Raw genomic sequence first — 23,178 nt, 5'->3', positions numbered from 1 at the left:
TTTCCCTTTCCGGCGAGTCCGACTCTATCAGATCCTTTCGGGCCTGATTCCCAGTCAGCGGGGTTTGTCTTCCCGGCCGTTGGGCCGTTCCGACGAGTGAGACTTTAGCGAATCCTGGGCCTCGACGCTAATCGGGGCCGTGTCCTTTCGAACGCGGATTCCTCATTTCGCAAATGCGCACAGAAAGTCGGGCGACAGAGGTCGCTGACCGTTGTGGTTACTGCGGAATGGCTGTCCGGGGACCGACCGGGGTCGGCGCTCACGTCGGACAACTCGGAGCACATTACGGATGTGGGCGTGTCGTGTCAACCCCGGGCCGGCGTGGGGCCTGCTGCCGTCAGCCGTTGCCCGAGGCGAGTTCGCGGCTGCGGTCGCGGGCAGCTTCGAGGGCGGCGATGAGGGCGGCGCGTACGCCGTGGTTCTCCAGCTCGCGGATGGCGCTGATGGTGGTGCCGGCCGGGCTGGTGACGGCCTCGCGGAGCTTGACCGGGTGTTCGCCGCTGTCGCGAAGCATGACGGCGGCGCCGATGGCGGCCTGGACGATCAGCTCGTGGGCCTGGGCACGGGGCAGGCCGAGCAGGATGCCCGCGTCCGTCATCGCCTCGACCAGGAAGTAGAAGTACGCGGGCCCCGAGCCGGAGAGGGCGGTTGCCGCGTCCTGCTGGGACTCGGGCACGCGCAGGGTCTTGCCGACACCGCCGAAGATCGCCTCGGCGGTGGCGAGGTGTTCGGTGGTGGCGTGGCTGCCCGCGGAGATGACGGACATGCCCTCGTCGACGAGGACGGGGGTGTTCGGCATGACGCGTACGACCGGGGTGTTCGTGGTGAGGCGGTCCTCGATGAAGGCGGTCGTGATACCCGCGGCGGCGCTGATGACCAGGCGGTCGGCGGATACGTGCTCGGCGAGTTCGTCGAGGAGCCGGCCCATGTCCTGGGGCTTGACCGCGAGGATGAGGACGTCGGCGCGCTTGGCGGCCTCGGCGTTGGTGACGGAGTCGACGCCGTAGCGGCTGTGGAGTTCCTCGGCGCGCTCGGAGCGGCGGGTGGTGACCAGCAGGTTCGCCGGGCGCCAGCCTGCCCGGATCATTCCGCTGAGCAGGGCCTCGCCGATCTTGCCGGTGCCGAGGACTGCAACTGTCTGGGTCATGCGGATCACCCTCCGGGCGGTTCTCGGTGCTCGTGTCCGTCATCCTCGCACCGGGGCCGGTCAGGCGGTACGCCGGCGGAGCGTGGCCGCGCCGACGGCGAGGACGAGGACCGCGCAGCCCGCGACGACCAGGACGTCGCGGACGAAGTCGCCGGTGACGTCGGTGTGGTGGAGGACCTCGTTCATGCCGTCGACCGCGTACGACATGGGCAGGACGTTCGAGATCGCTTCGAGGGCTGGTGCCATCCGGTCGCGCGCGATGAACAGTCCGCAGAGCAGGAGCTGCGGGAAGATCACCGCCGGCATGAACTGGACGGCCTGGAACTCGGATGCGGCGAAGGCGGAGACGAAGAGGCCGAGCGCCGTGCCGAGCAGCGCGTCGAGCAGGGCGACGAGAAGCAGCAGCCATGGGGAGCCGGTGACGTCCAGGCCGAGTGCCCAGACCGAGAGTGCGGTGGCCAGGAGGGACTGGACGATGGCGACGGCGCCGAAGGCGAGGGCGTAGCCGCCTATCAGGTCGCCCTTGCCGAGCGGCATGGCGAGGAGGCGTTCGAGGGTCCCCGAGGTGCGTTCGCGCAGGGTGGCGATCGAGGTCACCAGGAACATCGTGATCAGCGGGAAGATTCCGAGGAGCGAGGCGCCGATGGCGTCGAAGGTGCGGGGGCTGCCGTCGAACACGTACCGGAGCAGCGTGATCATCACGACCGGGATCAGGAGGAGCAGCGTGACGGTGCGCGGGTCGTGGGTCAACTGGCGCAGGACGCGGGCGGCGGTGGCGAGGGTGCGGGCCGGGCTCAGGGGTGGTGCGGCCCGGTGGGACTCGGGGTTCGGGTGCGTGCTCATCGGGCGGTCTCCTGACGGATGGCGGCCTTGTCGACCAGGTGGAGGAACGCCTCTTCGACGGTGGAGGCGCGGGCAGCGGTGCGCAGTGCCTCGGGGGTGTCGTCGGCAAGGATCTCGCCCTCGCGCATGAGGAGCAGCCGGTGGCAGCGCTCGGCCTCGTCCATGACGTGGGAGGAGACGAGGAGTGTGGTGCCGCGCTCGGCCGCGAGGGCGTGGAAGAGATTCCACAGGTCGCGGCGGAGTACCGGGTCCAGGCCGACGGTCGGTTCGTCGAGGACCAGGAGTTCGGGGGTGCCGAGCAGGGCCACGGCGAGGGAGACGCGGGTGAGCTGGCCGCCGGAGAGGGTGCCGGCGAGGGCATCCGCGTGGCTGGTCAGATCGACCTCGGTGATCGCGCGGGTGACGGCGGTCCGGCGTGCGTCGCGGTGCCTGCGGCCCGGCTGGAGGATCGCCGCGAAGTAGTCGAGGTTCTGCCGGACCGTCAGGTCGGTGTAGACGGACGGGGCCTGGGTGACGTACCCGATGCGCGGGCGGAGCGTGGGGTCGCCCGCGGGGCTGCCGAGCACGTCGAGGGTGCCGGTGACCTTGGCCTGGGTGCCCACGACGGCACGCATCAGGGTGGATTTGCCGCAGCCGGAGGGGCCCAGGAGGCCGGTGATCCTGCCGGGTTCGACGATGAAGTCGAGGCCGTGGAGCACGGTGCGGTTGCCTCGTACGACGGTGAGGCCACGGGCCTCGATGGCGGGGCCCGAAGAATTCATCATGCGGTGAATTTTTATCCTGGCGTGTCCCTTCGTCAAGGGGGCTGGTCATGAGGGTGTGGGTGGCAGGGGGGCGGAGGGTGGCAGGGGGGGGCATCGTGACCCGCGCGGAGGGCCGGTGCCGAGGGTGCGGGGACGACCCGTGCTCGTGGGGCGCTACTTGCGCTTGGGGCGCTTGCCCTTGGTGGTCTTGCGGGCGGCCGGGTTCCCGGTTCGGGCCGAGCGGCGCTTCGTGTAGCGGGCGAGGGCCGCCTCGTACTCCGTGCGGCGCAGCTGCTCGCCCGGTGCCTCCTTGAACGTACGGAGGAAGTACGCGATCAGCGAGCCGACGAATCCGATCGTCTTGAGGCCGCGCAGGCTCGCCTCGCGCGCCGGATCGGCCGGGCGGCGGCTGAATCCTTCCCATGTCTTGCGGAAGGCGACGGCGCTGCAGATGGCGAACATCAGGACCACCAGGATGCCGACGAGGCTGCCGACGTCGGCGATCTCCAGCCCCTGGAAGGCGAAGCGGAGTACGAAGCAGGCGGCGGCCGCGGCGGCGAGAGAGCCGACCGCGGCCCCGACGCGTCGCAGCCCGTAGCCCCCGTCGTGGTCGACCCAGGTCGTACCGAAGAAGAGCAGGGGCTCGGGCTGCGGGCCGGGCGTGGTGGAGCCGGGCGTGTCGCTGCCGGACCTGTCGCCGGTGCCGGGGGCTTCGCTGTTCTCGCTCACGAGGTCGATTATCCCCGGGCGGGCCGCGGTCCCGGGTGCGGACCCCGGGTCGCGGCCCTCGCCGTTCCGGTCAGTCGCAGCGCGGGGCGATGTAGCCGTCGCTGCCCGTGTGGACGTAGGCGTCCGCCACGAACTGGCCGTTGGCGATGTTGTCCCAGATGTTCGAGGTGCCGTACGGGCCGGTGACCCGCTCCCCCGGCTTCTGGCAGTAGACCGGAACCTTCACTCCGTACGGCAGTGTCCTGACGATGCCGTACTGGGTGCCCGGTCCCGTTCGGACGTTGACGCGGTAGCCGGGCGCGATGGGGTACCTGGTGACGTCGTCGGTGCCGGCGAGCGTGGTCACGCCCTCGGCCGCGTCGGCGCTGTTGTCGGTGTGGTCTTCCGAGGCCATGAGGCCCTCCCCCATTGAGAGACGGTGTGTACGACGCGCAGGCTACAAGCCCCGCCCGTATCGCACGCACCATCGACTAGGCTCCGTGCGTCGCGCTTGCGGACGAACACACGGGGGTGGGCGATGCCGCCGCTGCGAGGTACCGGAGCCAATCCGGAAGCGGAGCATCCGGAATACACCGGTCAGTACCGCCTTGAGGCATGTCTCGGCGCGGGCGGCATGGGTGTCGTGCACCTGGCGCGCTCCGCCTCGGGGCTGCAGCTCGCCGTCAAGGTGGTGCATCGGCACTACTCCCAGGACCCCGAGTTCAGGGCCCGTTTCCGGCAGGAGGTCGGGGCCGCGCGGCGGGTCAGCGGGGCCTTCACGGCGCCGGTCGTCGATGCCGACCCCGATGCCGCACGGCCGTGGATGGCCACCCTGTACGTGCCCGGCCCCACGCTCTCCGACCAGGTGAAGCGGAACGGGCCGATGGCTCCCGCGGAACTCCGCAGACTGACGGCCGGACTTGCCGAGGCGCTGCGCGACATCCATCGGGCGGGGGTCATCCACCGCGACCTCAAGCCGAGCAACGTGCTGCTCGCCGACTCCGGGCCCAAGGTCATCGACTTCGGAATCTCCCGGCCGTACGACAGCGATCTGCGCACCGAGACGGGCAAGCTGATCGGCTCGCCGCCGTACATGGCGCCCGAGCAGTTCCAGCGGCCGCGTGAAGTCGGGCCCGCCGCTGACGTGTTCGCCCTGGGCGCCGTGCTCGTCCATGCGGCGACCGGCCGGGGGCCCTTCGACTCCGACAGCCCGTACATCGTGGCCTATCAGGTGGTGCACGACGAGGCGGATCTGGCGGGCGTGCCCACGGATCTGGCGCCGCTGATCGGGCAGTGCCTGGCGAAGGACCCCGCACAGCGGCCCACCCCGGACGACATCATGGCGGCGCTGCGCCCTCCTTCGTACGACGCCGCCGCGTTCATACCGTCGCAGCGCAGGCCGGGGGTCATCGAGGCCGAGCCGGCAGCCGCGGCGGACCCGGGCTCGGAAATCGTGGCGCGGGCGGACGCGGACACGCATGCGGGCACGGGCGCGGCTGCGCGGGGCAGGAAGGCGACCGCCCGCGGCGGCAAGCGGCGGTGGCTGGCAGCCGGTGCCGCGCTGCTCGTCATGGGTGCCGGTGGGGTGTGGGCGGCCGGTGTGGCGGGCGACTCGGGTGAGTCGGGTGGCTCCGGTGGGTCGGGGGAGTCAGGTGGGGCGAAGAGTCCGGCGAAAGCGGTCGCGCCGTGGCATACGCCGCTTCTGGCTTCGGGCAACTCGACGCCGGTCTGCTCCCTGGCGAGCAGCGGCGACGACGGCGATGGCAAGGAGGCAGCCGACCGTTCCATGGCGCTGTACTGCGCCGCTTCCGGTATCGGCGCCGCCCGGCTGGACCCCGCGGACGGCCGGGTGCTTTGGTCCCACGAGGCCGCCCGGAACGCCCCGTCGGCCGGAGTCGTGTCGGTCTCCGGCGATCTGGTGCACACGGCGGTGCCGGGCGGGAAGCTCCGGGCGTACGACCCCGCCGAGGGCGAGCAGGTCTGGCAGGCGGATCTCTCCCCGTACCTCGGCACCCCCTTCGCCGCTGGTGACACGCTGCTGCTGGTCGCCGAGGACGGCACGACCGAGGCCCTCGACTCGGCGACCGGCGTGTCCCGCTGGCGGCATCCGCTCGCCGGGCACCGGCGCCCGGATTTCGCGCTGTACGACGACGAGTCGGGGCTGGCCTACGCGTTCGAGCACTCTTCCTACGGGTCCACCACGCTGGTCACGGCCGTCGACGCGAGGGCCGGGCACGTGGCCTGGCAGCGGCGGCTGGACGGCATGCTCACCCCGGTGGGGACCTCGGACGGTGCACTCGTCCTGACGTCCATGAACGGGGACACCCAGACCGTCGGGCTCGTCCGCTACGACCCGGAGCGGGGGCGCGTCGCCCGGGTGGCGCTGCCGTTCCGGATGAACGAACCGGAGGTCGTGGTGGGCGGGGGCACCGCCTATCTGCTGGCGCACGGCGGGACCCTGGTGGCCGTCGACATGCGTCCGGCCGACGGCGGCTCCGTTCTCTGGGAGCTGGAGACCGCTGCGGGGCGGACGTCGGCGCCCGTCCTCGCCGGTGGACACCGGCTGTACTTCTCGGCGGCCGACGGGCGGCTGCTCGCCGTGGACACGGAGGGCGGAACGCTGCTGGGGCAGACGGGTCCCCGGCTCCGGGACGGGAAGCTCACGTACGCCTCGACGCTGCCGGCCCCCGTCGCCGCCGGCCGGGCCGTCTTCGGGACCGCGCCCGACGGGTCCGTGTTCGCCGTCGACGGGCAGGACCCCGCTCACTGGTGAGAGCGGGGTCCGTCTTCGTTCTCGGGCCCGGTTCAGGCGAGCCTGGACACGTCCCGCACCGCGCCCCGGTCCGCGCTCGTCGCCATCGCCGCGTACGCGCGAAGCGCCGCGCTGACCTTGCGGTCGCGGTTCTTCGGCGCGTAGACGCCGTTCAGCGCCTCCCGGCGGGTGGTCAGCTCGGCCTCGGGGACGAGGAGCTCGATCGAACGGTTCGGGATGTCGATCCTGATCCGGTCGCCGTCCTTGACGAGCGCGATCGTGCCGCCCGACGCAGCCTCCGGCGACGCGTGACCGATGGAAAGCCCCGACGTACCGCCGGAGAAGCGGCCGTCGGTCACCAGGGCGCAGCTCTTGCCGAGGCCGCGGCCCTTGAGGAAGGACGTGGGGTAGAGCATCTCCTGCATGCCGGGGCCGCCGCGCGGGCCCTCGTAACGGATGACGACGACGTCGCCCTCCTTGATCTCCTTGCGGAGGATCTTGTCGACGGCGTCCTCCTGCGACTCGCAGACGACAGCCGGGCCCTCGAAGGTCCAGATCGACTCGTCGACGCCCGCCGTCTTCACGACGCAGCCGTCCACGGCGAGGTTCCCCTTGAGGACCGCGAGGCCGCCGTCCTTGGAGTACGCGTGCGCCAGGTCGCGGATGCAGCCGCCGGCCGCGTCCAGGTCGAGGGTCTCCCAGCGCTCGGACTGCGAGAAGGCGGTCGCGGAACGGACGCATCCGGGGGCCGCGTGCCACAGCTCGACGGCCTCCGGGGAGGGGGAGCCGCCGCGGATGTCCCAGTTCTTCAGCCACTCGGCGAGGGAGCCGGAGTGCACCGAGTGCACGTCCTCGTCGAGCAGGCCGCCGCGGTGCAGTTCGCCGAGGATGGCGGGGATGCCGCCGGCCCGGTGCACGTCCTCCATGTAGTACGTGCCGCCGGGGGCCACGTTGGGCGCGACCTTCGACAGGCAGGGGACGCGGCGCGAGACCTCGTTGATGTCGTCGAGGTCGTAGGCCAGCTCGGCCTCCTGCGCCGCGGCGAGCAGGTGCAGGATCGTGTTGGTGGAGCCGCCCATCGCGATGTCGAGCGCCATGGCGTTGTCGAACGCGGCGCGGGTGCCGATGGCGCGGGGCAGGACCGTCGCGTCGTCCTGCTCGTAGTAGCGCCTGGTGATCTCGACGACCGTGCGGCCGGCCTCCTCGTACAGCGCCTTGCGGGCGGTGTGCGTGGCGAGGACGGAGCCGTTGCCGGGGAGGGAGAGGCCGAGGACCTCGGTCAGACAGTTCATCGAGTTGGCGGTGAACATGCCGGAACAGCTGCCGCAGGTGGGGCAGGCGTTCTCCTCGATGCGGAGGATGTCCTCGTCGGAGACGTTCTCGTTGACGGCGTCGCTGATCGCGTTGATCAGGTCGAGCTTGCGGACCGTGCCGTCGACGAGGGTGGCCTTGCCGGCCTCCATCGGACCGCCGGAGACGAAGACGGTCGGGATGTTGAGGCGCATCGCGGCCATCAGCATGCCGGGCGTGATCTTGTCGCAGTTGGAGATGCAGATCAGCGCGTCCGCGCAGTGCGCCTCGACCATGTACTCGACGGAGTCGGCGATCAGGTCGCGGGAGGGGAGGCTGTACAGCATCCCGGCGTGGCCCATCGCGATGCCGTCGTCGACGGCGATCGTGTTGAACTCGCGCGGCACGGCACCCGCCGCCTTGATGGCGTCGGAGACGATCCGGCCGACCGGGGCCAGGTGGGTGTGGCCGGGGACGAACTCGGTGAAGGAGTTGGCGACCGCGATGATCGGCTTGCCGATGTCCTCGCTCGCTACGCCCGAGGCCCGCATAAGGGCGCGGGCGCCCGCCATGTTGCGGCCGTGGGTGACAGTGCGGGACCTCAGCTGGGGCATCGTCTCTCGCTCCTTCGACATGAAAAGACTGTCTCCGAGCGTACGCCTCCGGCTCCAAGATCTGGACACGGTGTCCGGTATGCGGGACGGGCTGCCAGGGCCTCTGGTTCGGATCATGCCGGGCTCGCGTGCCCCGGTGCCTGATCCGGCCTGATCCGAACGAAAGACCCCAGGTGGGCGGGCGGGGTGGCGGTGGGGGCCGCGAGTGTGGTGCGGACGGGCCGCCACCGGGTTACGCCGCTTCCGTCAGGTAGCGCTGCAGCGTCGGCGCCACCATTTCGATGATCTTCTCCGGGGGCGCCGAGGCCAGTGGTTCCGCCCGGACGACGTAGCGCAGCATCGCGATCCCGAGCATGTGCGAGGCGGCCAGTTCCGCGCGGAATGTCGCGTCCGGTACGTCCAGTGTCTCCGCCACTCGTTCCAGGAGGCGGCGCAGGACGAAGCCGCGAAGGACCTCCGCCGCCGCCTCGTGCGTCAGCGCGGACCGCATGATCGCCAGCAGAGGCGCCCTGGACACCGGGTTCTCCCATACGGAGATGAAGTAGCGGGCCAGCCGCTCCCCCATGCCGTCCGTGCCGTCGCCGAGGACGGCCGGGATCACCAGGGCCGGCTCGAAGGAGAGCTCGATGGCGGCCGCGAAGACCTCGTCCTTCGTACCGAAGTAGTGGTGGACGAGCGCGGAGTCGACGCCTGCCGCCTTGGCGATGCCCCTGATCGACGTCTTGTCGTAGCCGCGCTCGGCGAACTCGGTGCGGGCCGCCTCCAGGATGCGGGAGCGGGCGTCGGGGCCGGTGATCCCGGACTTGCGGGAGGGACGGCCACGGCGCTTGGGGGCAGGGTTCGCGGGGCCCTTGTCGTCGGTGTGGCCGCCGGTCACCGGCGCCGCGCCTCGGCCGAGGGCGATGCCAGGTGGAGCCGGGTGAAGGCCAGCGCCTCCGCCAGGTCGGCCTCGCGTTCGGCGGTGGACATGGCGCGGCGGGTGTTGACCTCGATGACGACATGGCCGTCGAAGCCGGTGCGGGCCAGATGTTCCAGGAGTTCCGCGCAGGGCTGGTCGCCGCGGCCGGGCACCAGGTGTTCGTCCTTGTTGGAGCCCTTGCCGTCGGCGAGGTGGACGTGAGCGAGCCGGTCGCCCATCCGGTTCACCATCGCCATGCCGTCGGTGCGGGCCGTCGCGGTGTGCGAGAGGTCCACGGTGAAGTGCCGGTAGTCGTCGTTGGTGACGTCCCAGTCGGGGGCGTACGCGAGCATCTCGCGGTCCCGGTAGCGCCACGGGTACATGTTCTCGACGGCGAATCGCACGTCGGTCTCGTCCGCCATGCGCCAGATCCCGGTGACGAAGTCGCGCGCGTAGTTGCGCTGCCAACGGAACGGCGGGTGGACGACGACGGTCGTCGCCCCGAGCTTCTCCGCGGCGGCACGGGCCCGCTGGAGCTTCACCCACGGATCGGTGGACCAGACGCGCTGGGTGATCAGCAGACAGGGCGCGTGGACGGCGAGGATCGGCACCTGGTGGTAGTCCGAAAGCCGTCGCAGGGCCTCGATGTCCTGGCTGACGGGGTCGGTCCACACCATGATCTCGACACCGTCGTAACCAAGACGCGCGGCGATCTCGAAGGCCGTCGACGTCGACTCCGGGTAGACGGAAGCCGTCGACAGGGCGACCTTCGCATCCGGGATGCGCACCACTGGTTCTGCCACTGGGACAGCGTACGGGCAGCGGTACGCCCCGCCGAGGGACCCGGGCGGAAAGTGAGAAGGGCCATGGCCGGCTTCCGGCCACCTCCGCGGGGCGGCGTGGCCCCCTGCGCGCGGCGCTCAGCGCAGCGCGGCCCGATCCGTCGGCTCCGTCGGCTCCGTCGGCTCCGTCGGCAGATGGTCCAGGCGGCGCAGGATGACGCCCTCACGCAGCGCCCAGGGGCAGATCTCCAGCTCCTCGACCCCGAACAGGTCCATGGCCCCCTCGGCGACCAGCGCCCCGGCCAGCAGCTGCGCGGCCCGGCCCTCGGAGACCCCGGGCAGAGCGACCCGCTGCTCGACGGTCATCGCCGCCAGCTTCGGCACCCACTCCTCCAGCGCCTTGCGGGTGAGGGCGCGCTGCACGTACAGGCCTTCGGTGGAGCGGGCGGCGCCCGCGATCCTGGCCAGCTGCTTGAACGTCTTGGAGGTGCCGACGACGTGGTCCGGGCGCCCGAGGCGGGTGAACTCCCCGACGCTCCGGGCGATCCGGGCCCGTACATGGCGGCGCAGCGCCCGTACGTCCGCGGGGTCCGGTGGATCGCCCGGCAGCCACCCGGCGGTCAGCCGGCCCGCCCCGAGCGGCAGCGACACCGCGGCGTCCGGCTCCTCGTCCATGCCGTACGCGACCTCCAGCGAGCCGCCGCCGATGTCCAGGACCAGCAGCCGCCCCGCCGACCAGCCGAACCAGCGGCGGGCGGCGAGGAAGGTGAGCCGGGCCTCCTCCGCGCCGCTGAGGACGGCGAGGTCGATGCCCGTCTCCTCCCGTACCCGGGCCATCACCTGGTCGGCGTTGCTCGCCTCCCGTACCGCGGACGTGGCGAAGGGCAGCACGTCCTCGCACCCCTTGTCCTCGGCGGCCTGGAGCGCGTCGGTGAGCGTTGCCACGAGCCGGTCCACACCGTGGGGGCCGATCGCCCCGTCCTCGTCGAGGAGTTCGGCCAGGCGCAGCTCCGCCTTGTGCGAGTGCGCGGGCAGCGGACGGGCACCGGGGTGCGCATCCACCACCAGCAGATGCACTGTGTTCGAACCCACGTCGAGGACTCCGAGTCTCATACCCGGAACGCTACCGGGGCGGCGGACTTACTCTTGGCGCGTGCCAAAGACGAAAAAGGCGAAGCCGGGCAAAAACACGAAGAAACAGAGAACGAAGCAGGAGATGCAGCAACAGGAAGCGAACGGACCGAAGCGGTCCGAAGACGAATCGGGTATCGACTTCGCGCGCGCCTGGGTCGAGTTCCCCGACCCCGCGGACGACGAGCAGATCTTCCGCTGCGACCTGACCTGGCTGACCTCCAGGTGGACCTGCATCTTCGGCAGCGGCTGCCAGGGCATCCAGGCGGGCCGTGCGGACGACGGGTGCTGCACGCTGGGCGCGCACTTCTCGGACGAGGACGACGAGAAGCGGGTCGCGAGCCACGTCGAGCGGCTGACCCCCGAGCTGTGGCAGTTCCACGACGTCGGTACGGAGACGGGCTGGGTCGAGGTCGACGACGACGGGGAACGCCAGACACGGCGCTGGAAGGGTTCGTGCATCTTCCAGAACCGTCCCGGATTCGCGGCGGGCGCGGGCTGCTCGCTGCACATCCTGGCGCTGCGGGAGGGCAAGGAGCCCCTGGAGACCAAGCCGGACGTCTGCTGGCAGCTGCCGATCCGGCGTACGTACGACTGGATCGACCGGCCCGACGACACGCGCGTGCTCCAGGTCTCGATCGGCGAGTACGACCGCAGGGGCTGGGGTCCGGGCGGTCACGACCTGCACTGGTGGTGCACATCGGCGACGTCCGCGCACGGGGCCGGGGAGCCGGTGTACGTCTCGTACCGGCCGGAACTCATCGAGCTGATGGGCAAGGAGGGCTACGACCGGCTGGTCGAGCTCTGCGAGGAGCGCCTGTCCTCGCTGCTGCCGATGGCACCGCACCCGGCGGATCCGGCGTGACCGCCGTGGTGTGACGGCGGCGGGCCGGGCGGGACCGCGGAGGCGCCCTCCCGCGGCCCGGTGTGTTTCAGCCTGCCGAGGCCGTGCTGCCCGTGCCCGTCCCCGGATCGGTGGGGGTCGACGGTCCGGACGGGTCCGGGGACGGTGTCGGATCGGTCGGTGACGGTGTGGGGTCCGGGGAGTCCGTCGGGTCCGGGGTCGGGTCGGTCGGGTGTGTGGGGTCCGGCGAGGACGGCGGGGGATCCGACGGTACGGACGGGCCGGAGGGGGCGGGCGTCCCCGAATGTCCCGGGCCGCCGGGGGACGGTGTCGTCGCGTCGTATCCCCGTCCCCGGATCGCCACGACCGAATCCGACGGGGCGAGGGCGATGCGCGCGCTCCAGGGACCGGCGGGTTCTCGCAGGTGGTCCACGTGGACGCGGATCGTGACGCTCTCGCCCGCGGCCAGCGTCCCCGAGTACCTGCTGAGGCGCAGCCAGGACGCGTCCGCGCGGGCCGACCACGCGACCGGGGCGCCGCCCGAGGCGGTCAGCCGGATCAGTGTCGTGCCGCCGGACGAGCGGGCCTCGACGGTGAGACCGCCGAGGCCGCCCCGCGCCGGACCCGAGCCGATCACCTCGGCCGAGACGTCCGGACCGCGGCCGTCCTCGAAGCGGCCGCCGGGCCGGGGGCGGGCGTTGCCCGCGTTCTCGTAGTGGCCGTCCCGGGTGCCGTCGAGGCCCTGGCGGGCGTCCGTCTCGGTCGCGGTGACCGAGGAGCCCTCATGGCCCTCGCCGGTCTGCGGCGCGCCGCGATAGGCGGTCCACAGCGCGATCACCGGGGCCGCGACGACCGTCGCCACCACCGTCGTCGTCACGACCCTGGCCCGCAGCCGGTCCCGGCGCGCGGCGTGGTCCTTCGGGTCCATGGGGAAGCCCGCCCGGTCGAAGCGCGGGCCGGCGGACCGGTTCCGCTGGGCGTGCACCATCGCGACGTACGCGGACGGCCGCGGCGCCTCGACGACCGGCAGTGCGGCGGCCGGGGGGACGGCCGCGCCCGGCCAGGGGCCCGCTGCACCGGCCCGCTCGGCGGACCGGCGGCAGCGGGGGCAGTCGTCGACATGGCGGACGAGTTCACGGCGCAGGGTGGCGGAGAGCAGGACGCGGTGGTCGCCGATGAGGCGGGCGATGGTGGGGCAGTTGCCGGTCTCGACGACGGCGAGGGCGGCGCGGGTGCGTTCCACCTCGCAGGCCGCGGCGGCCAGGAGTTCCCGGGCGGTCGCCGGTTCGAGGCCCAGGACGGAGGCGACGGCACGCGGGGCGAGGCGGTGGCGCACGGCGAGTTCCAGCGCTTCGCGCTGTTCGGGGGTGGTGCCTGCGGCCTCCGGCCAGGCCAGCTGGGCGAGTTCGCGGCGGTGCGCCTCGGCGGCGACTTCGGGCTGAGGGGCGGGGGCGTGTCCCGCCGGGGCGCCGCCGGGCGGGAAGGGGGCGGCGGCCTTCGCGACGAGGGTGGGGGGCTTGCGGCGTCCCCCGCGCGTCCCCTGGGCGGCCGTCCTGCTCGGCTGCTTGCCCGGGGGCCCGCCGACCGCCCGGTTCGCCTCCCGCCTCGGCTCCGGCTCGGGCTGCGCTCTTCCCGAGAGCTTCCCGCCCTTGTGGCGGTGCGCCCGACGGCCCTGCTTCTGCTCGGCGAGCTTGCGCAGACACATCCATCGGGCCAGCGCGTACAGCCAGGATTTACGTTCCTCCTCACCCGCCGGGCACCGGCCGTCCTGGCGTTCCGCGATCGCGAGCACACCGCCGAGCGCCTCGGTGGCGGCATCGTGGTCGCAGAGCACGGAGAGGCAGTAGGTGAACAGGCCGTCGAGATGCGGCTCGTAACGTGCGGGAGGCCGCCGCGGCGAAGGCTGCGTCGAGGAGTGGGGCGCACGGCGCCGCGCCCGGTGTGCGCCGGTGGTGTGCGTGGGGGGCTCCAGTCTGCTGCTCGTCACCCGGCGACCGTAGGCAGCACACAGCATGCCTTTAGTACCCCTTCGGCACTTTTAATCCTTACGGGTGAACGTGTCGCTCGAAAGGGGACAGGGGGCCCGGACTCGGGGAGCCGGAATCCCCGGTTTCGGCGGAAATGACCGGCCTCGCGCCCGGGCCGGGCACCACCGACGGACCGCACCCGGCGGCGCTGTCCGACGCCACCTATACGGTTGCGCCATGGCTGCCCGTACGAAATCCGCGAAGGACCGGCCGTCCTACCGCTGCACCGAATGCGGCTGGACGACCGCCAAGTGGCTCGGCCGCTGCCCCGAATGCCAGGCGTGGGGGACGGTCGAGGAGTTCGGCGGCGCCCCAGCCGTGCGGACCACCGCGGCCGGCCGGGTCAGCACCGCCGCGCTCCCCATCGGCCAGGTCGACAGCCGACAGGCCACCGCCCGGTCGACCGGCGTCGGTGAGCTGGACCGGGTGCTCGGCGGCGGGCTCGTCCCGGGTGCCGTCGTGCTGCTCGCGGGCGAACCGGGCGTCGGGAAGTCGACGCTGCTGCTGGATGTCGCCGCCAAGGCGGCGAGCGACGACCACCGCACCCTCTACGTCACCGCCGAGGAGTCCGCGAGCCAGGTGCGGCTGCGCGCCGACCGGATCCGGGCGATCAACGACCACCTGTATCTCGCCGCCGAGACGGACCTGTCCGCGGTCCTCGGCCATCTGGACGCCGTCAAGCCGTCGCTCCTCATCCTCGACTCCGTGCAGACCGTCGCCTCGCCCGAGATCGACGGGGCCCCCGGCGGCATGGCACAGGTCCGAGAGGTCGCCGGCGCCCTCATCCGGGCCTCCAAGGAGCGCGGCATGTCGACGCTCCTGGTCGGCCATGTCACCAAGGACGGGGCGATCGCGGGGCCGCGGCTGCTGGAGCATCTCGTCGACGTGGTGCTGTCCTTCGAGGGCGACCGTCATGCCCGCCTGCGGCTCGTACGCGGCGTCAAGAACAGGTACGGCGCGACCGACGAGGTCGGCTGCTTCGAGCTGCACGACGAGGGCATCACCGGCCTCGCCGACCCGTCCGGGCTGTTCCTCACCCGGCGCGACGAGCCGGTGCCCGGCACCTGCCTGACCGTCACCCTGGAGGGCAAGCGGCCGCTCGTCGCCGAGGTGCAGGCGCTGACGGTCGATTCCCAGATCCCGTCACCGCGGCGCACCACCTCGGGGCTGGAGACGTCCCGGGTGTCAATGATGCTGGCCGTTCTGGAACAGCGCGGCCGGATCAGCTCGCTCGGCAAGCGGGACATCTACAGCGCGACGGTCGGCGGAGTGAAGCTCTCCGAGCCCGCCGCGGACCTCGCGGTCGCGCTGGCGCTGGCCAGCGCCGCCAGTGACACGCCCCTTCCCAAGAACCTGGTGGCGATCGGCGAAGTGGGCCTCGCGGGCGAGGTCAGACGGGTTACGGGGGTCCAGCGCAGGCTGGCCGAGGCGCACCGTCTGGGCTTCACCCACGCGCTGGTTCCGACCGACCCGGGAAGGGTCCCGGCCGGTATGAAGGTCACAGAAGTCGCCAACATGGGCGATGCTCTGAGCGTGCTCCCGCGCCGATCTCGCGCACAGGCCCCACGGGAGGAGAGCGCACGCCGGTAGACTTTGCCCTGGTCTCGCCCGTCCGTACGAACGGTATGAGTGACGTAAGGGCACCGCAAACCTGTGACCGGAGGAGTGCAGTGGCAGCCAGCGACCGGGCAGCATCGCCCGGAAAGTCCGGCCAAGGCACCGGTAACGAGGCGCTGATGCGTGCCTCATTGAGCGCCGTCGCGCCCGGAATGGCGCTGCGGGACGGCCTGGAGCGCATTCTCCGCGGCAACACCGGCGGGCTGATCGTGCTCGGCATGGACAAGACCGTCGAGTCGATGTGCACCGGCGGATTCGTGCTGGACGTGGAGTTCACCGCAACGCGCCTGCGAGAGCTGGCCAAGCTCGACGGGGCACTGATCCTCGACAAGGACATGACCAAGATCCTTCGGGCCGGTGTGCAGCTGGTCCCGGACGCCTCCATCCCCACCGAGGAGACCGGCACCCGCCACCGCACGGCGGACCGGGTCTCCAAGCAGTGCAACTTCCCGGTCGTCTCCGTCTCCCAGTCGATGCGCCTGATCGCGCTGTACGTGGACGGGGAGCGCCGGGTCCTGGAGGAGTCCGCCGCGATCCTCTCCCGCGCCAATCAGGCACTCGCCACCCTGGAGCGGTACAAGCTCCGGCTCGACGAGGTCGCGGGCACGCTCTCGGCGCTGGAGATCGAGGACCTGGTGACGGTCCGGGACGTGACGGCCGTCGCACAACGTCTGGAGATGGTCCGCCGCATCGCGACCGAGATCGCGGAGTACGTGGTGGAGTTGGGCACCGACGGCCGGCTTCTCTCGCTCCAGCTCGACGAGTTGATCGCGGGCGTCGAGCCCGAGCGCGAGCTGGTCGTGCGCGACTACGTGCCGGAGCCGACCGCGAAGCGGTCCCGTACGGTCGCCGAGGCGCTGACCGAGCTCGACGCGCTCACTCACACCGAATTGCTCGAACTCCCCGTCGTGGCACGGGCCCTGGGGTACAGCGGCTCGCCCGAGACCCTGGACTCGGCGGTCTCGCCGCGCGGCTTCCGGCTGCTGGCGAAGGTGCCGCGGCTGCCCGGGGCGATCATCGACCGGCTGGTGGAGCACTTCGGCGGCCTGCAGAAGCTCCTCGCCGCCAGCGTGGACGACCTCCAGACGGTCGACGGGGTCGGCGAGGCGCGGGCGCGGAGCGTGCGCGAGGGACTGTCGCGGCTGGCCGAGTCGTCGATCCTCGAAAGGTACGTGTAGCGGTACACCGCATGAGACGCAGTTCGGGGCCCGGGAAACCGGGCCCCGCAGTATTTTCCGGGGCCTCGCCGTATTCCGGGGCCTCGCCCCTCAGTCCTTCGCGAGGACGAAGGAGGCGCGTTGCACCGGCTCGCCCGGCGCGTTCGCCTCGACCAGATACGTACCGGGCCGCACGGTTCCCGACGGCGGCGTGGCACACTGCGGGACGCTCTTCTTGCGGTCCCACTCCACGGTGTGGACGACGGTCGCGCCCGCCGGGACCTTCAGCAGCAGGCTGCCCGCGTTGCGCGGGCAGTCCTTGGAGGACCACACCTGGCTGTCGTCGCCACCGGCCTCGGTAATGGTGAGCACCGCGCTCTTCGGCCCCAAGTCGGCCTTGCAGTCGGCGGACGAGGTGTTCCTGGCGACCAGGCGGAACTTCGGCTTCTCGCCGGGGCTGTAGCTGAGTTCGGTGCTCAGGCTCAACTGAAGTGCGTTTGCGGTGCAGTTGGGGAGCGGGGAGTTTGCCGGGACCTGCTCACCGGTCGTCTCGACACCGCCGCTCGCGCCACCGGCTGCGGCGCCCGACCCACTGCCGGTGTCCGTACCGCCGCCGCCCGCGCCGCCGTCGGAGCCCGCGCCCGTACCGCTGTTGTCCTCGTCGCCGCCGCCCGTGTCGCCCGACTCGTCGCGCCCGCCCGGCTGTTGGCTGATGGCCGGGCCCGACGGGCTGGGGCCGGGGGTGATCGCGTGCACGGGACCCGACCCACCGGACCGGGAATCGTCCGTGGTCTTCTTACCGCCGCCGGAGGTGACGGCCCATACGATCAGCGCCACGAGCAGCGCAACCAGCGTCGCCGCCACCGCCCTCCGTCGCCAGTAGATGGTGGAGGGAAGCGGCCCGATCGGATTACGCAAAGATCCCACGGCGCAAACTGTACGAGAGATCGGCGCCGACTCCCGCCCCACCCGCCGCCCGGACCCGAAGTTTTGCGGATCATCATCCCGGGAGGGCCCGTTCCGGCCCCGCGCTTCCGCCGGTTCGGCCCCCTGGGAACGCCGAAGGTGACCACTCGATTTCGTTGACTACCCTCTGTCACATGGATAGTTCAGTTACTGCCCCGCTCTACCGGGACATCACCGACTTCGCTCATGACATGCCGTCATGGGTGCAACACCTGGCCGAAATATGGACGGAGCTCGGACTCCTGGTCTTCGGCGTCCTGTTCATCACCGGGTGGTGGCGCGCCCGCCGGGAGGACGAGCGCGCCCTGGCCCTGGCGGTGCTCGCGCCCCTCGCGACTGCCTTCGGATATGTGGTCAGCGAGGTGCTCAAGTCGATGGTGAACGAGGACCGGCCGTGCCGGGCGGTCGTCGGGGCGGCGGCCTCACTGGTGCCGTGTCCTCCGACCGGCGACTGGTCGTTCCCCAGCAACCACTCCGCGATCGCCGGCGCGGCAGCCGTAGCCCTGGCGATCGCACGGCCCCGGCTGGCCTGGCTCACCGCGCCGCTGGCCCTGCTGATGGCCTTCTCCCGGGTCTTCGTCGGGGTGCACTACCCGCATGACGTGGCGGTCGGGCTGCTGCTGGGTGCGGCGGTGTCGGCCGCGGTGGTCGCCGTGCTGTACCGCCCGGCACGTTCGCTCGCCCGGACGGTACGGGACAGCGGGGCGCCGGTGGCGGCCCTGGTGTCGGGTCCTGGCACGGCGCCGGGGCAGGTTACGGAGACGGCGGCCCGGTCCCGGCGGCGGCACGGAGGGTCCCGGCGGCGGCGCTGACGGCACCGACGGCCCGGGGGAGACCCCTTGGGCCGGTTGCCGGATTCTGCGGGGACAGACGGGTGGCAATATCACCCCAAGGGCCCTCACGAGGAGCGACACCACCGTGCGCTGAGCCCTCGCCTGCCCTTCCGTGCCAGGATCGTGGGTGCGATGACTGCCATGACTGCGACACAGACGCCCCCCGCCTCCCTCCACACTCCCGTCATCGGGTGGTTCGAACAGCACGCCCGCGATCTGCCCTGGCGCCGTCCCGAAGCGGGCGCCTGGGGTGTGATGGTGAGCGAGTTCATGCTGCAGCAGACCCCCGTCAGCCGGGTCCTTCCGGTGTACGAACAGTGGATGGCCCGCTGGCCGCGCCCGGCCGACCTGGCCGCCGAGCCGTCCGGTGAGGCGGTCCGCGCCTGGGGCCGGCTCGGTTACCCGCGCCGTGCTCTCCGCCTGCACGGGGCCGCGCAGGCAATAACTGAACGGCACGGCGGTGACGTACCGAGCGAGCACGGTCAGCTGCTCGCCCTGCCCGGGATCGGCGAGTACACCGCGGCGGCCGTGGCCTCGTTCGCGTACGGACAGCGGCATGCCGTACTCGACACGAACGTCCGCCGGGTTTTCGCCCGGGCCGCGACCGGCATCCAGTACCCGCCGAACGCGACCACGGCCGCGGAACGCAAGCTCGCCCGCGCGCTGCTCCCCGAGGAGGACGAACGGGCCGCCCGCTGGGCCGCCGCGACGATGGAGCTCGGCGCCCTCGTCTGCACCGCCAAGAACGAGGACTGCACGCGGTGCCCGATCGCCGGGCAGTGCGCCTGGCGGCTGGCCGGGAAGCCCGCCCACCAGGGGCCGGCGCGGCGGGGCCAGTCCTACGCCGGCACGGACCGGCAGGTGCGCGGGCGACTGCTCGCCGTGCTTCGCGAGGCCGTGGCACCGGTGCCGCAGTCGGCCCTGGACGCGGTGTGGGACGAGCCGGTGCAACGCGCCCGCGCACTGGACGGACTGGTCGCGGACGGCCTCGTCGAACCGCTGCCCGGCGGCCAGTACCGGCTGCCGATGAGCTGAGCCACAGCTCTTCTCTCCCTCGCTGTTACACAACCGATGGACAGCCGTGCGTCGGCGTATGGCTGCTCCGCACAACCCCGTGACAACAGCTCCGTAGCGTCAGCGACGTCAGCCCGACCATTCGATGGCTGGCGGCGGTGTACGGGGTTCTACGGGGACGGAGGCGGTTGGAATGGCGCAGGGCGAGGTGCTCGAATTCGAGGAGTACGTACGCACCCGGCAGGAGGCACTGCTGCGCAGTGCGCGCCGGCTGGTCCCCGACCCGGTGGACGCGCAGGACCTGCTGCAGACCGCCCTGGTCCGTACGTACGGCCGCTGGGACGGCATCGCCGACAAGTCCCTCGCCGACGCCTATCTGCGCCGCGTCATGATCAACACCCGGACCGAGTGGTGGCGGGCCCGCAAGCTCGACGAGGTCCCCACCGAGCAGTTGCCCGACGCGAGCGTCGAGGACGGCACCGAGCAGCGCGCGAACCGCGCCCTGCTGATGGACGTGCTGGGCGTACTGGCTCCCAAGCAGCGCAGCGTCGTCGTGCTGCGACACTGGGAGCAGATGAGTACGGAGGAGACGGCGGCGGCCCTGGGCATGTCGACCGGTACGGTGAAGAGCACGCTGCACCGCGCGCTGGCACGGCTGCGCCAGGAGTTGGAGAGCCGCGAGGCGGCGAGCACGGAGGCCCGGCGCCAGGAGGAGCAGGGACGTGCCGCGGTCGGCCGCGTTCCGGCCGCCGGTGCTCCGGTGCGTACGCGGGCGACGGCGCGGATGCGGGAGCAGGCGGGTGGGCGGATGGACGGACGGGGGCGGGAGCGGTGCGCGGCCTGACAGCCAGCGGTGACAGCGGCAGCGACGACGACCGTAGTGGCGGAAGAGACGACGGTGACCCGGTGGCCGCCGTCGGACGTGGCCGGTTCCCGACCGGCTGGGCGGCGGGCACCACGACCCTGGTCGGGCTCGCCGCCTTCGGGCTGCTCGCCGTCGGCTGCTCCACCGGCGGCACGGGCACCCGGGACGAGGGCCCGGCGGGCACCCAGCCGGTCGCCCGGGTCACACCGAGCGCCCGTCCGCCGTCCACGGCGAAGCCCACGCCCCGGGTCGATCCGGTGGCGCTGCTCAAGCGGGACCCCAAGGTCGGCGAGCGGGTCAGGACGGACCTGAAGCCGTGCCGCGGCTCCGAGTACCCGGTGGACACCTCGTACGGCACCCTGACCGGCAGCTCCTCGGCCGACGTCGTGGTCAACGTGATGACCTGTGGCGACTCGGTGGGCGTCGGCACGTACGTGTACCGCCCGCGGGGCAACGGCTCGTACGAGAACGTGTTCGCCATGGAGCAGCCCGCGGTGTACGGCACCATCGACCGCGGTGATCTGGTGGTCACGGCCCAGGTGTACGGGAAGAAGGACTCGGTCGCGTACCCCTCCGGCGAGGAAGTGATCACCTATCACTGGGCGAACAACCGGTTCAGCGAGCACGACCGGGTGCACAACGACTTCAACCGAGCCGTCGGTGACGGACAGGCCGGACTTCCGGAATCCGCTGATCCGGCGAGGAACTGAGAGCAGCCCGATGGCCGAGACCCACGTCCTGTTCGTCGAGGACGACGACGTCATCCGAGAGGCCACCCAGCTGGCGCTGGAGCGCGACGGCTTCGCGGTCACCGCGATGCCCGACGGACTGTCGGGCCTGGAGGCGTTCCGGGCCGACCGTCCCGACATCGCGCTGCTCGACGTGATGGTGCCGGGCCTCGACGGGGTCAGCCTCTGCCGTCGCATCCGCGACGAGTCGACCGTCCCCGTGATCATGCTGTCGGCCCGGGCCGACTCGATCGACGTAGTGCTCGGCCTGGAGGCCGGCGCCGACGACTACGTCACCAAACCCTTCGACGGGGCGGTCCTGGTCGCCCGGATCCGTGCCGTGCTGCGCCGTTTCGGCCACGCGTCGGGCGGCGGGCAGCCGGGCAACGGGGAGCCGGACCAGCAGCCCGTCGACGGGGTGCTGGTCTTCGGCGACCTGGAGATCGACACCGAGGGCATGGAGGTCCACCGGGCCGGCGAGCACGTGGCGCTGACCCCGACCGAGATGCGGCTGCTACTGGAGTTCTCCGCCGCTCCCGGCACGGTGCTCTCCCGCGACAAGCTCCTGGAGCGGGTCTGGGACTACGGATGGGGCGGTGACACCCGGGTCGTGGATGTCCATGTGCAGCGGCTGCGCACCAAGATCGGCCAGGACCGGATCGAGACGGTCCGCGGCTTCGGCTACAAACTCCGGCCATGAAGCGGCTCGCCCTGCGGACGGGTGTCCGCTGGAAGATCAGCATCGCCATCGCGGCGGTCGGCGCACTGACCGCGGTCGCGCTCAGCTTCGTCGTCCACAACGCCGCGCGGGTCTCGATGCTGGAGAACGCGCGCGAGGTCCAGCTGGAGCGGCTGACATACGCGCAGCTGCTGTACGAGGCCAAGAAGACGCAGAAGGCCGACCCCCGGTTCGGCGCCAAGCTCAACGACCCGACGATGCCGCACAGCCTGCGCGCGGAGACCAGCAGGAACCGGCGCGCCACGCATGTCGAGGAACTGAAGAACGGGGTGCCCGATGTGTGGGCGGCCGTGCCGGTCGGCAACGGCAATGTCCTCTCGCTGCACACCCCTTTCGCCGATCGCAGCGCCACGATCATGAGCGACCTGGACCGGGCGCTGATCATCGGCTCGGTCTCCGTGGTGTTCGGCGGCTGCGCGCTGGGCGTGCTGATCGGCGGGCAGCTGTCGCGCCGGCTGCGCAAGGCGGCGGCCGCGGCGGGCCTGGTCGCGGAGGGCAACACGGATGTACGGGTCCGGGAGGCCGTCGGCGGTGTCGTCCAGGACGAGACCGACGAGCTGGCCCGGGCGGTGGACGCGCTGACGGATGCGCTGAACGAGCGGATCGAGGCGGAGCGCCGGGTCACCGCGGACATCGCGCACGAGCTGCGTACGCCGGTGACGGGTCTGCTGACGGCGGCCGAGCTGCTGCCGCCGGGCCGTCCCACGGAGCTCGTACGGGACCGGGCGCAGGCGATGCGCACGCTGGTCGAGGACGTGCTGGAGGTGGCCCGGCTGGACAGTGCGTCGGAGCGGGCCGAGCTGCAGGAGATCGCGCTGGGCGAGTTCGTCAGCCGGCGGGTCGCGCTGCTGGACCCGGATGTGCGGGTGCGGGTCGTCCACGAGTCCTGGGTCAGCACCGATCCGCGCCGGCTGGAGCGGATCCTCGGCAATCTGCTGGGCAACGCCGCGAAGCACGGTGCCACGCCGGTGGAGGTCACGGTCGAGGGCCGGGTGGTGCGGATCCGCGACCACGGTGCCGGGTTCCCGGCGGCACTGCTGCGGGAGGGGCCGAGCCGATTCCGTACCGGAAGCAGCGACCGGGCCGGGCACGGGCACGGTCTCGGGCTGACGATCGCCGCCGGTCAGGCGCGGGTCCTCGGGGCCCGGCTGACCTTCCGCAACGCGGGGCCGGAGGGTGCGGCGAAGGGCATGGGCGGGGCGATCGCCGTGCTGTGGCTGCCCGAGCACGCACCGACGAACACCGGCAGCTTCCCGGTCCTGCGCGTGTCCGGACAGCGCACACCGGGCAGCGGGGACCGGGAGAGTGCGGAGTCCGTCCGCGGACGGACCGGCGGCTGAACCGGATACGGGAGAGGCTCCCGGGGCGCGCCCCGGGAGCCTCTCCCGTCCGCGGGTTCCCCCATGTGTGACGGCGAAAAGGTCGAAGGACTTGGTTTTTTTTGGAGCGGCAGCCGCGTCCTCTTTCCTCGTTTTTTCCC

21 protein-coding genes are annotated in these 23,178 nt (G+C 71.9%); 10 read left to right on the top strand and 11 right to left on the bottom strand.

Features of this window, described 5'->3' with window-relative positions; genetic code table 11:
• Positions 1–337 precede the first annotated feature (337 nt).
• From proC to ACZ7L9_RS30610, 5 genes are all read right to left on the bottom strand, one after another.
• Entirely contained in the window at positions 338–1,147 is an 810-nt protein-coding gene (gene proC / locus ACZ7L9_RS30630; protein ID WP_471420269.1) for a pyrroline-5-carboxylate reductase, read from the bottom strand.
• Between the two features lie 60 nt (positions 1,148–1,207).
• Positions 1,208–1,990 carry an ABC transporter permease gene (locus ACZ7L9_RS30625; protein WP_471420267.1) on the bottom strand — a complete coding sequence of 261 codons (783 nt, stop codon included), beginning with the start codon at positions 1,988–1,990 and terminating at the stop codon, positions 1,208–1,210.
• Positions 1,987–2,754 carry an ABC transporter ATP-binding protein gene (locus ACZ7L9_RS30620; protein WP_471420265.1) on the bottom strand — a complete coding sequence of 256 codons (768 nt, stop codon included), beginning with the start codon at positions 2,752–2,754 and terminating at the stop codon, positions 1,987–1,989. Before ACZ7L9_RS30620 ends, ACZ7L9_RS30625 begins: the two co-directional genes overlap by 4 nt.
• 153 nt (positions 2,755–2,907) lie before the next feature.
• On the bottom strand, positions 2,908–3,462 hold the full coding sequence (locus ACZ7L9_RS30615) for a hypothetical protein (RefSeq protein ID WP_471420264.1): 555 nt from the start codon (positions 3,460–3,462) through the stop codon (positions 2,908–2,910).
• 70 nt (positions 3,463–3,532) lie between these two features.
• On the bottom strand, positions 3,533–3,856 hold the full coding sequence (locus ACZ7L9_RS30610) for an SH3 domain-containing protein (protein ID WP_471420262.1): 324 nt from the start codon (positions 3,854–3,856) through the stop codon (positions 3,533–3,535).
• 123 nt (positions 3,857–3,979) lie between these two features.
• Between ACZ7L9_RS30610 and ACZ7L9_RS30605 the strand changes: the two genes are divergently transcribed.
• The gene (locus ACZ7L9_RS30605; protein ID WP_471420259.1) at positions 3,980–6,214 is read left to right on the top strand and encodes a serine/threonine-protein kinase; all 2,235 of its coding nucleotides are present in this window, start codon (positions 3,980–3,982) and stop codon (positions 6,212–6,214) included.
• Between the two features lie 32 nt (positions 6,215–6,246).
• Here the strand turns inward: ACZ7L9_RS30605 and ilvD are convergent, their stop codons facing one another.
• From ilvD to ACZ7L9_RS30585, 4 genes are all read right to left on the bottom strand, one after another.
• Complete coding sequence (gene ilvD, locus ACZ7L9_RS30600; RefSeq protein ID WP_471420280.1) at positions 6,247–8,097, bottom strand: dihydroxy-acid dehydratase; 1,851 nt, start codon at positions 8,095–8,097, stop codon at positions 6,247–6,249.
• A 232-nt stretch (positions 8,098–8,329) separates the two neighbouring features.
• The gene (locus ACZ7L9_RS30595) at positions 8,330–8,974 is read right to left on the bottom strand and encodes a TetR/AcrR family transcriptional regulator (RefSeq protein ID WP_471420257.1); all 645 of its coding nucleotides are present in this window, start codon (positions 8,972–8,974) and stop codon (positions 8,330–8,332) included.
• Positions 8,971–9,798, bottom strand: a complete 828-nt coding sequence (locus ACZ7L9_RS30590) for a sugar phosphate isomerase/epimerase family protein (RefSeq protein WP_471420256.1) — start codon at positions 9,796–9,798, stop codon at positions 8,971–8,973. The genes ACZ7L9_RS30595 and ACZ7L9_RS30590 overlap by 4 nt, the downstream gene beginning before the upstream one ends.
• Before the next feature lie 117 nt (positions 9,799–9,915).
• A complete protein-coding gene (locus tag ACZ7L9_RS30585) occupies positions 9,916–10,890 on the bottom strand; it encodes a Ppx/GppA family phosphatase (RefSeq protein ID WP_471420254.1) in 975 nt (324 codons plus the stop codon).
• Positions 10,891–10,930: 40 nt separating this feature from the next.
• On the opposite strand from ACZ7L9_RS30585, the gene ACZ7L9_RS30580 reads away from it, so the two are divergent.
• On the top strand, positions 10,931–11,773 hold the full coding sequence (locus ACZ7L9_RS30580; RefSeq protein WP_471420252.1) for a DUF3109 family protein: 843 nt from the start codon (positions 10,931–10,933) through the stop codon (positions 11,771–11,773).
• A gap of 67 nt (positions 11,774–11,840) precedes the next feature.
• Here ACZ7L9_RS30580 and ACZ7L9_RS30575 read toward each other — a convergent pair whose 3' ends face one another.
• The gene (locus ACZ7L9_RS30575; protein ID WP_471420250.1) at positions 11,841–13,739 is read right to left on the bottom strand and encodes a BACON domain-containing protein; all 1,899 of its coding nucleotides are present in this window, start codon (positions 13,737–13,739) and stop codon (positions 11,841–11,843) included.
• A gap of 217 nt (positions 13,740–13,956) precedes the next feature.
• Here ACZ7L9_RS30575 and radA point away from each other — a divergent pair, with 217 nt between their 5' ends.
• Complete coding sequence (gene radA / locus ACZ7L9_RS30570; RefSeq protein WP_471420248.1) at positions 13,957–15,369, top strand: DNA repair protein RadA; 1,413 nt, start codon at positions 13,957–13,959, stop codon at positions 15,367–15,369.
• Between the two features lie 80 nt (positions 15,370–15,449).
• On the top strand, positions 15,450–16,574 hold the full coding sequence (gene disA / locus ACZ7L9_RS30565; protein ID WP_471420247.1) for a DNA integrity scanning diadenylate cyclase DisA: 1,125 nt from the start codon (positions 15,450–15,452) through the stop codon (positions 16,572–16,574).
• Between the two features lie 90 nt (positions 16,575–16,664).
• Here disA and ACZ7L9_RS30560 read toward each other — a convergent pair whose 3' ends face one another.
• Positions 16,665–17,480: a hypothetical protein gene (locus ACZ7L9_RS30560; protein WP_471420245.1), complete on the bottom strand. Its 816-nt coding sequence runs from the start codon at positions 17,478–17,480 to the stop codon at positions 16,665–16,667.
• A gap of 173 nt (positions 17,481–17,653) precedes the next feature.
• Between ACZ7L9_RS30560 and ACZ7L9_RS30555 the strand changes: the two genes are divergently transcribed.
• From ACZ7L9_RS30555 to cseC, 6 genes are all read left to right on the top strand, one after another.
• Positions 17,654–18,331, top strand: coding sequence for a phosphatase PAP2 family protein (locus ACZ7L9_RS30555; RefSeq protein WP_471420243.1), 678 nt, complete (start codon positions 17,654–17,656; stop codon positions 18,329–18,331).
• Between the two features lie 153 nt (positions 18,332–18,484).
• Positions 18,485–19,387, top strand: a complete 903-nt coding sequence (locus ACZ7L9_RS30550; RefSeq protein WP_471420241.1) for an HhH-GPD family protein — start codon at positions 18,485–18,487, stop codon at positions 19,385–19,387.
• 172 nt (positions 19,388–19,559) lie between these two features.
• Entirely contained in the window at positions 19,560–20,210 is a 651-nt protein-coding gene (locus tag ACZ7L9_RS30545; RefSeq protein ID WP_471420239.1) for a SigE family RNA polymerase sigma factor, read from the top strand.
• A complete protein-coding gene (locus ACZ7L9_RS30540; protein ID WP_471420237.1) occupies positions 20,198–20,941 on the top strand; it encodes a hypothetical protein in 744 nt (247 codons plus the stop codon). The genes ACZ7L9_RS30545 and ACZ7L9_RS30540 overlap by 13 nt, the downstream gene beginning before the upstream one ends.
• Positions 20,942–20,951: 10 nt before the next feature.
• Positions 20,952–21,659 (top strand): two-component system response regulator CseB, encoded by a 708-nt coding sequence (gene cseB / locus ACZ7L9_RS30535; RefSeq protein WP_471420235.1) that lies wholly within the window; start codon positions 20,952–20,954, stop codon positions 21,657–21,659.
• Positions 21,656–23,038, top strand: coding sequence for a two-component system sensor histidine kinase CseC (gene cseC / locus ACZ7L9_RS30530; protein ID WP_471420233.1), 1,383 nt, complete (start codon positions 21,656–21,658; stop codon positions 23,036–23,038). Before cseB ends, cseC begins: the two co-directional genes overlap by 4 nt.
• Positions 23,039–23,178 lie beyond the last annotated feature (140 nt).

Source organism: Streptomyces sp. NPDC111516 (assembly GCF_055635345.1).
The sequence above is the reverse complement of the archived record's forward strand: the minus strand, read 5'-3'. Positions and strand labels throughout refer to the sequence as shown.

Coding starts and splice junctions, on each gene's coding strand:
- radA (WP_471420248.1), top strand. CDS start 13,957: ATGGCTGCCCGTACGAAATCCGCGAAGGACCGGCCGTCCTACCGCTGC.
- ACZ7L9_RS30550 (WP_471420241.1), top strand. CDS start 18,485: ATGACTGCCATGACTGCGACACAGACGCCCCCCGCCTCCCTCCACACT.
- ACZ7L9_RS30610 (WP_471420262.1), bottom strand. CDS start 3,856: ATGGCCTCGGAAGACCACACCGACAACAGCGCCGACGCGGCCGAGGGC.
- ilvD (WP_471420280.1), bottom strand. CDS start 8,097: ATGCCCCAGCTGAGGTCCCGCACTGTCACCCACGGCCGCAACATGGCG.
- ACZ7L9_RS30625 (WP_471420267.1), bottom strand. CDS start 1,990: ATGAGCACGCACCCGAACCCCGAGTCCCACCGGGCCGCACCACCCCTG.
- ACZ7L9_RS30605 (WP_471420259.1), top strand. CDS start 3,980: ATGCCGCCGCTGCGAGGTACCGGAGCCAATCCGGAAGCGGAGCATCCG.
- ACZ7L9_RS30620 (WP_471420265.1), bottom strand. CDS start 2,754: ATGATGAATTCTTCGGGCCCCGCCATCGAGGCCCGTGGCCTCACCGTC.
- proC (WP_471420269.1), bottom strand. CDS start 1,147: ATGACCCAGACAGTTGCAGTCCTCGGCACCGGCAAGATCGGCGAGGCC.
- ACZ7L9_RS30545 (WP_471420239.1), top strand. CDS start 19,560: ATGGCGCAGGGCGAGGTGCTCGAATTCGAGGAGTACGTACGCACCCGG.
- cseC (WP_471420233.1), top strand. CDS start 21,656: ATGAAGCGGCTCGCCCTGCGGACGGGTGTCCGCTGGAAGATCAGCATC.
- ACZ7L9_RS30585 (WP_471420254.1), bottom strand. CDS start 10,890: ATGAGACTCGGAGTCCTCGACGTGGGTTCGAACACAGTGCATCTGCTG.
- ACZ7L9_RS30555 (WP_471420243.1), top strand. CDS start 17,654: ATGGATAGTTCAGTTACTGCCCCGCTCTACCGGGACATCACCGACTTC.
- cseB (WP_471420235.1), top strand. CDS start 20,952: ATGGCCGAGACCCACGTCCTGTTCGTCGAGGACGACGACGTCATCCGA.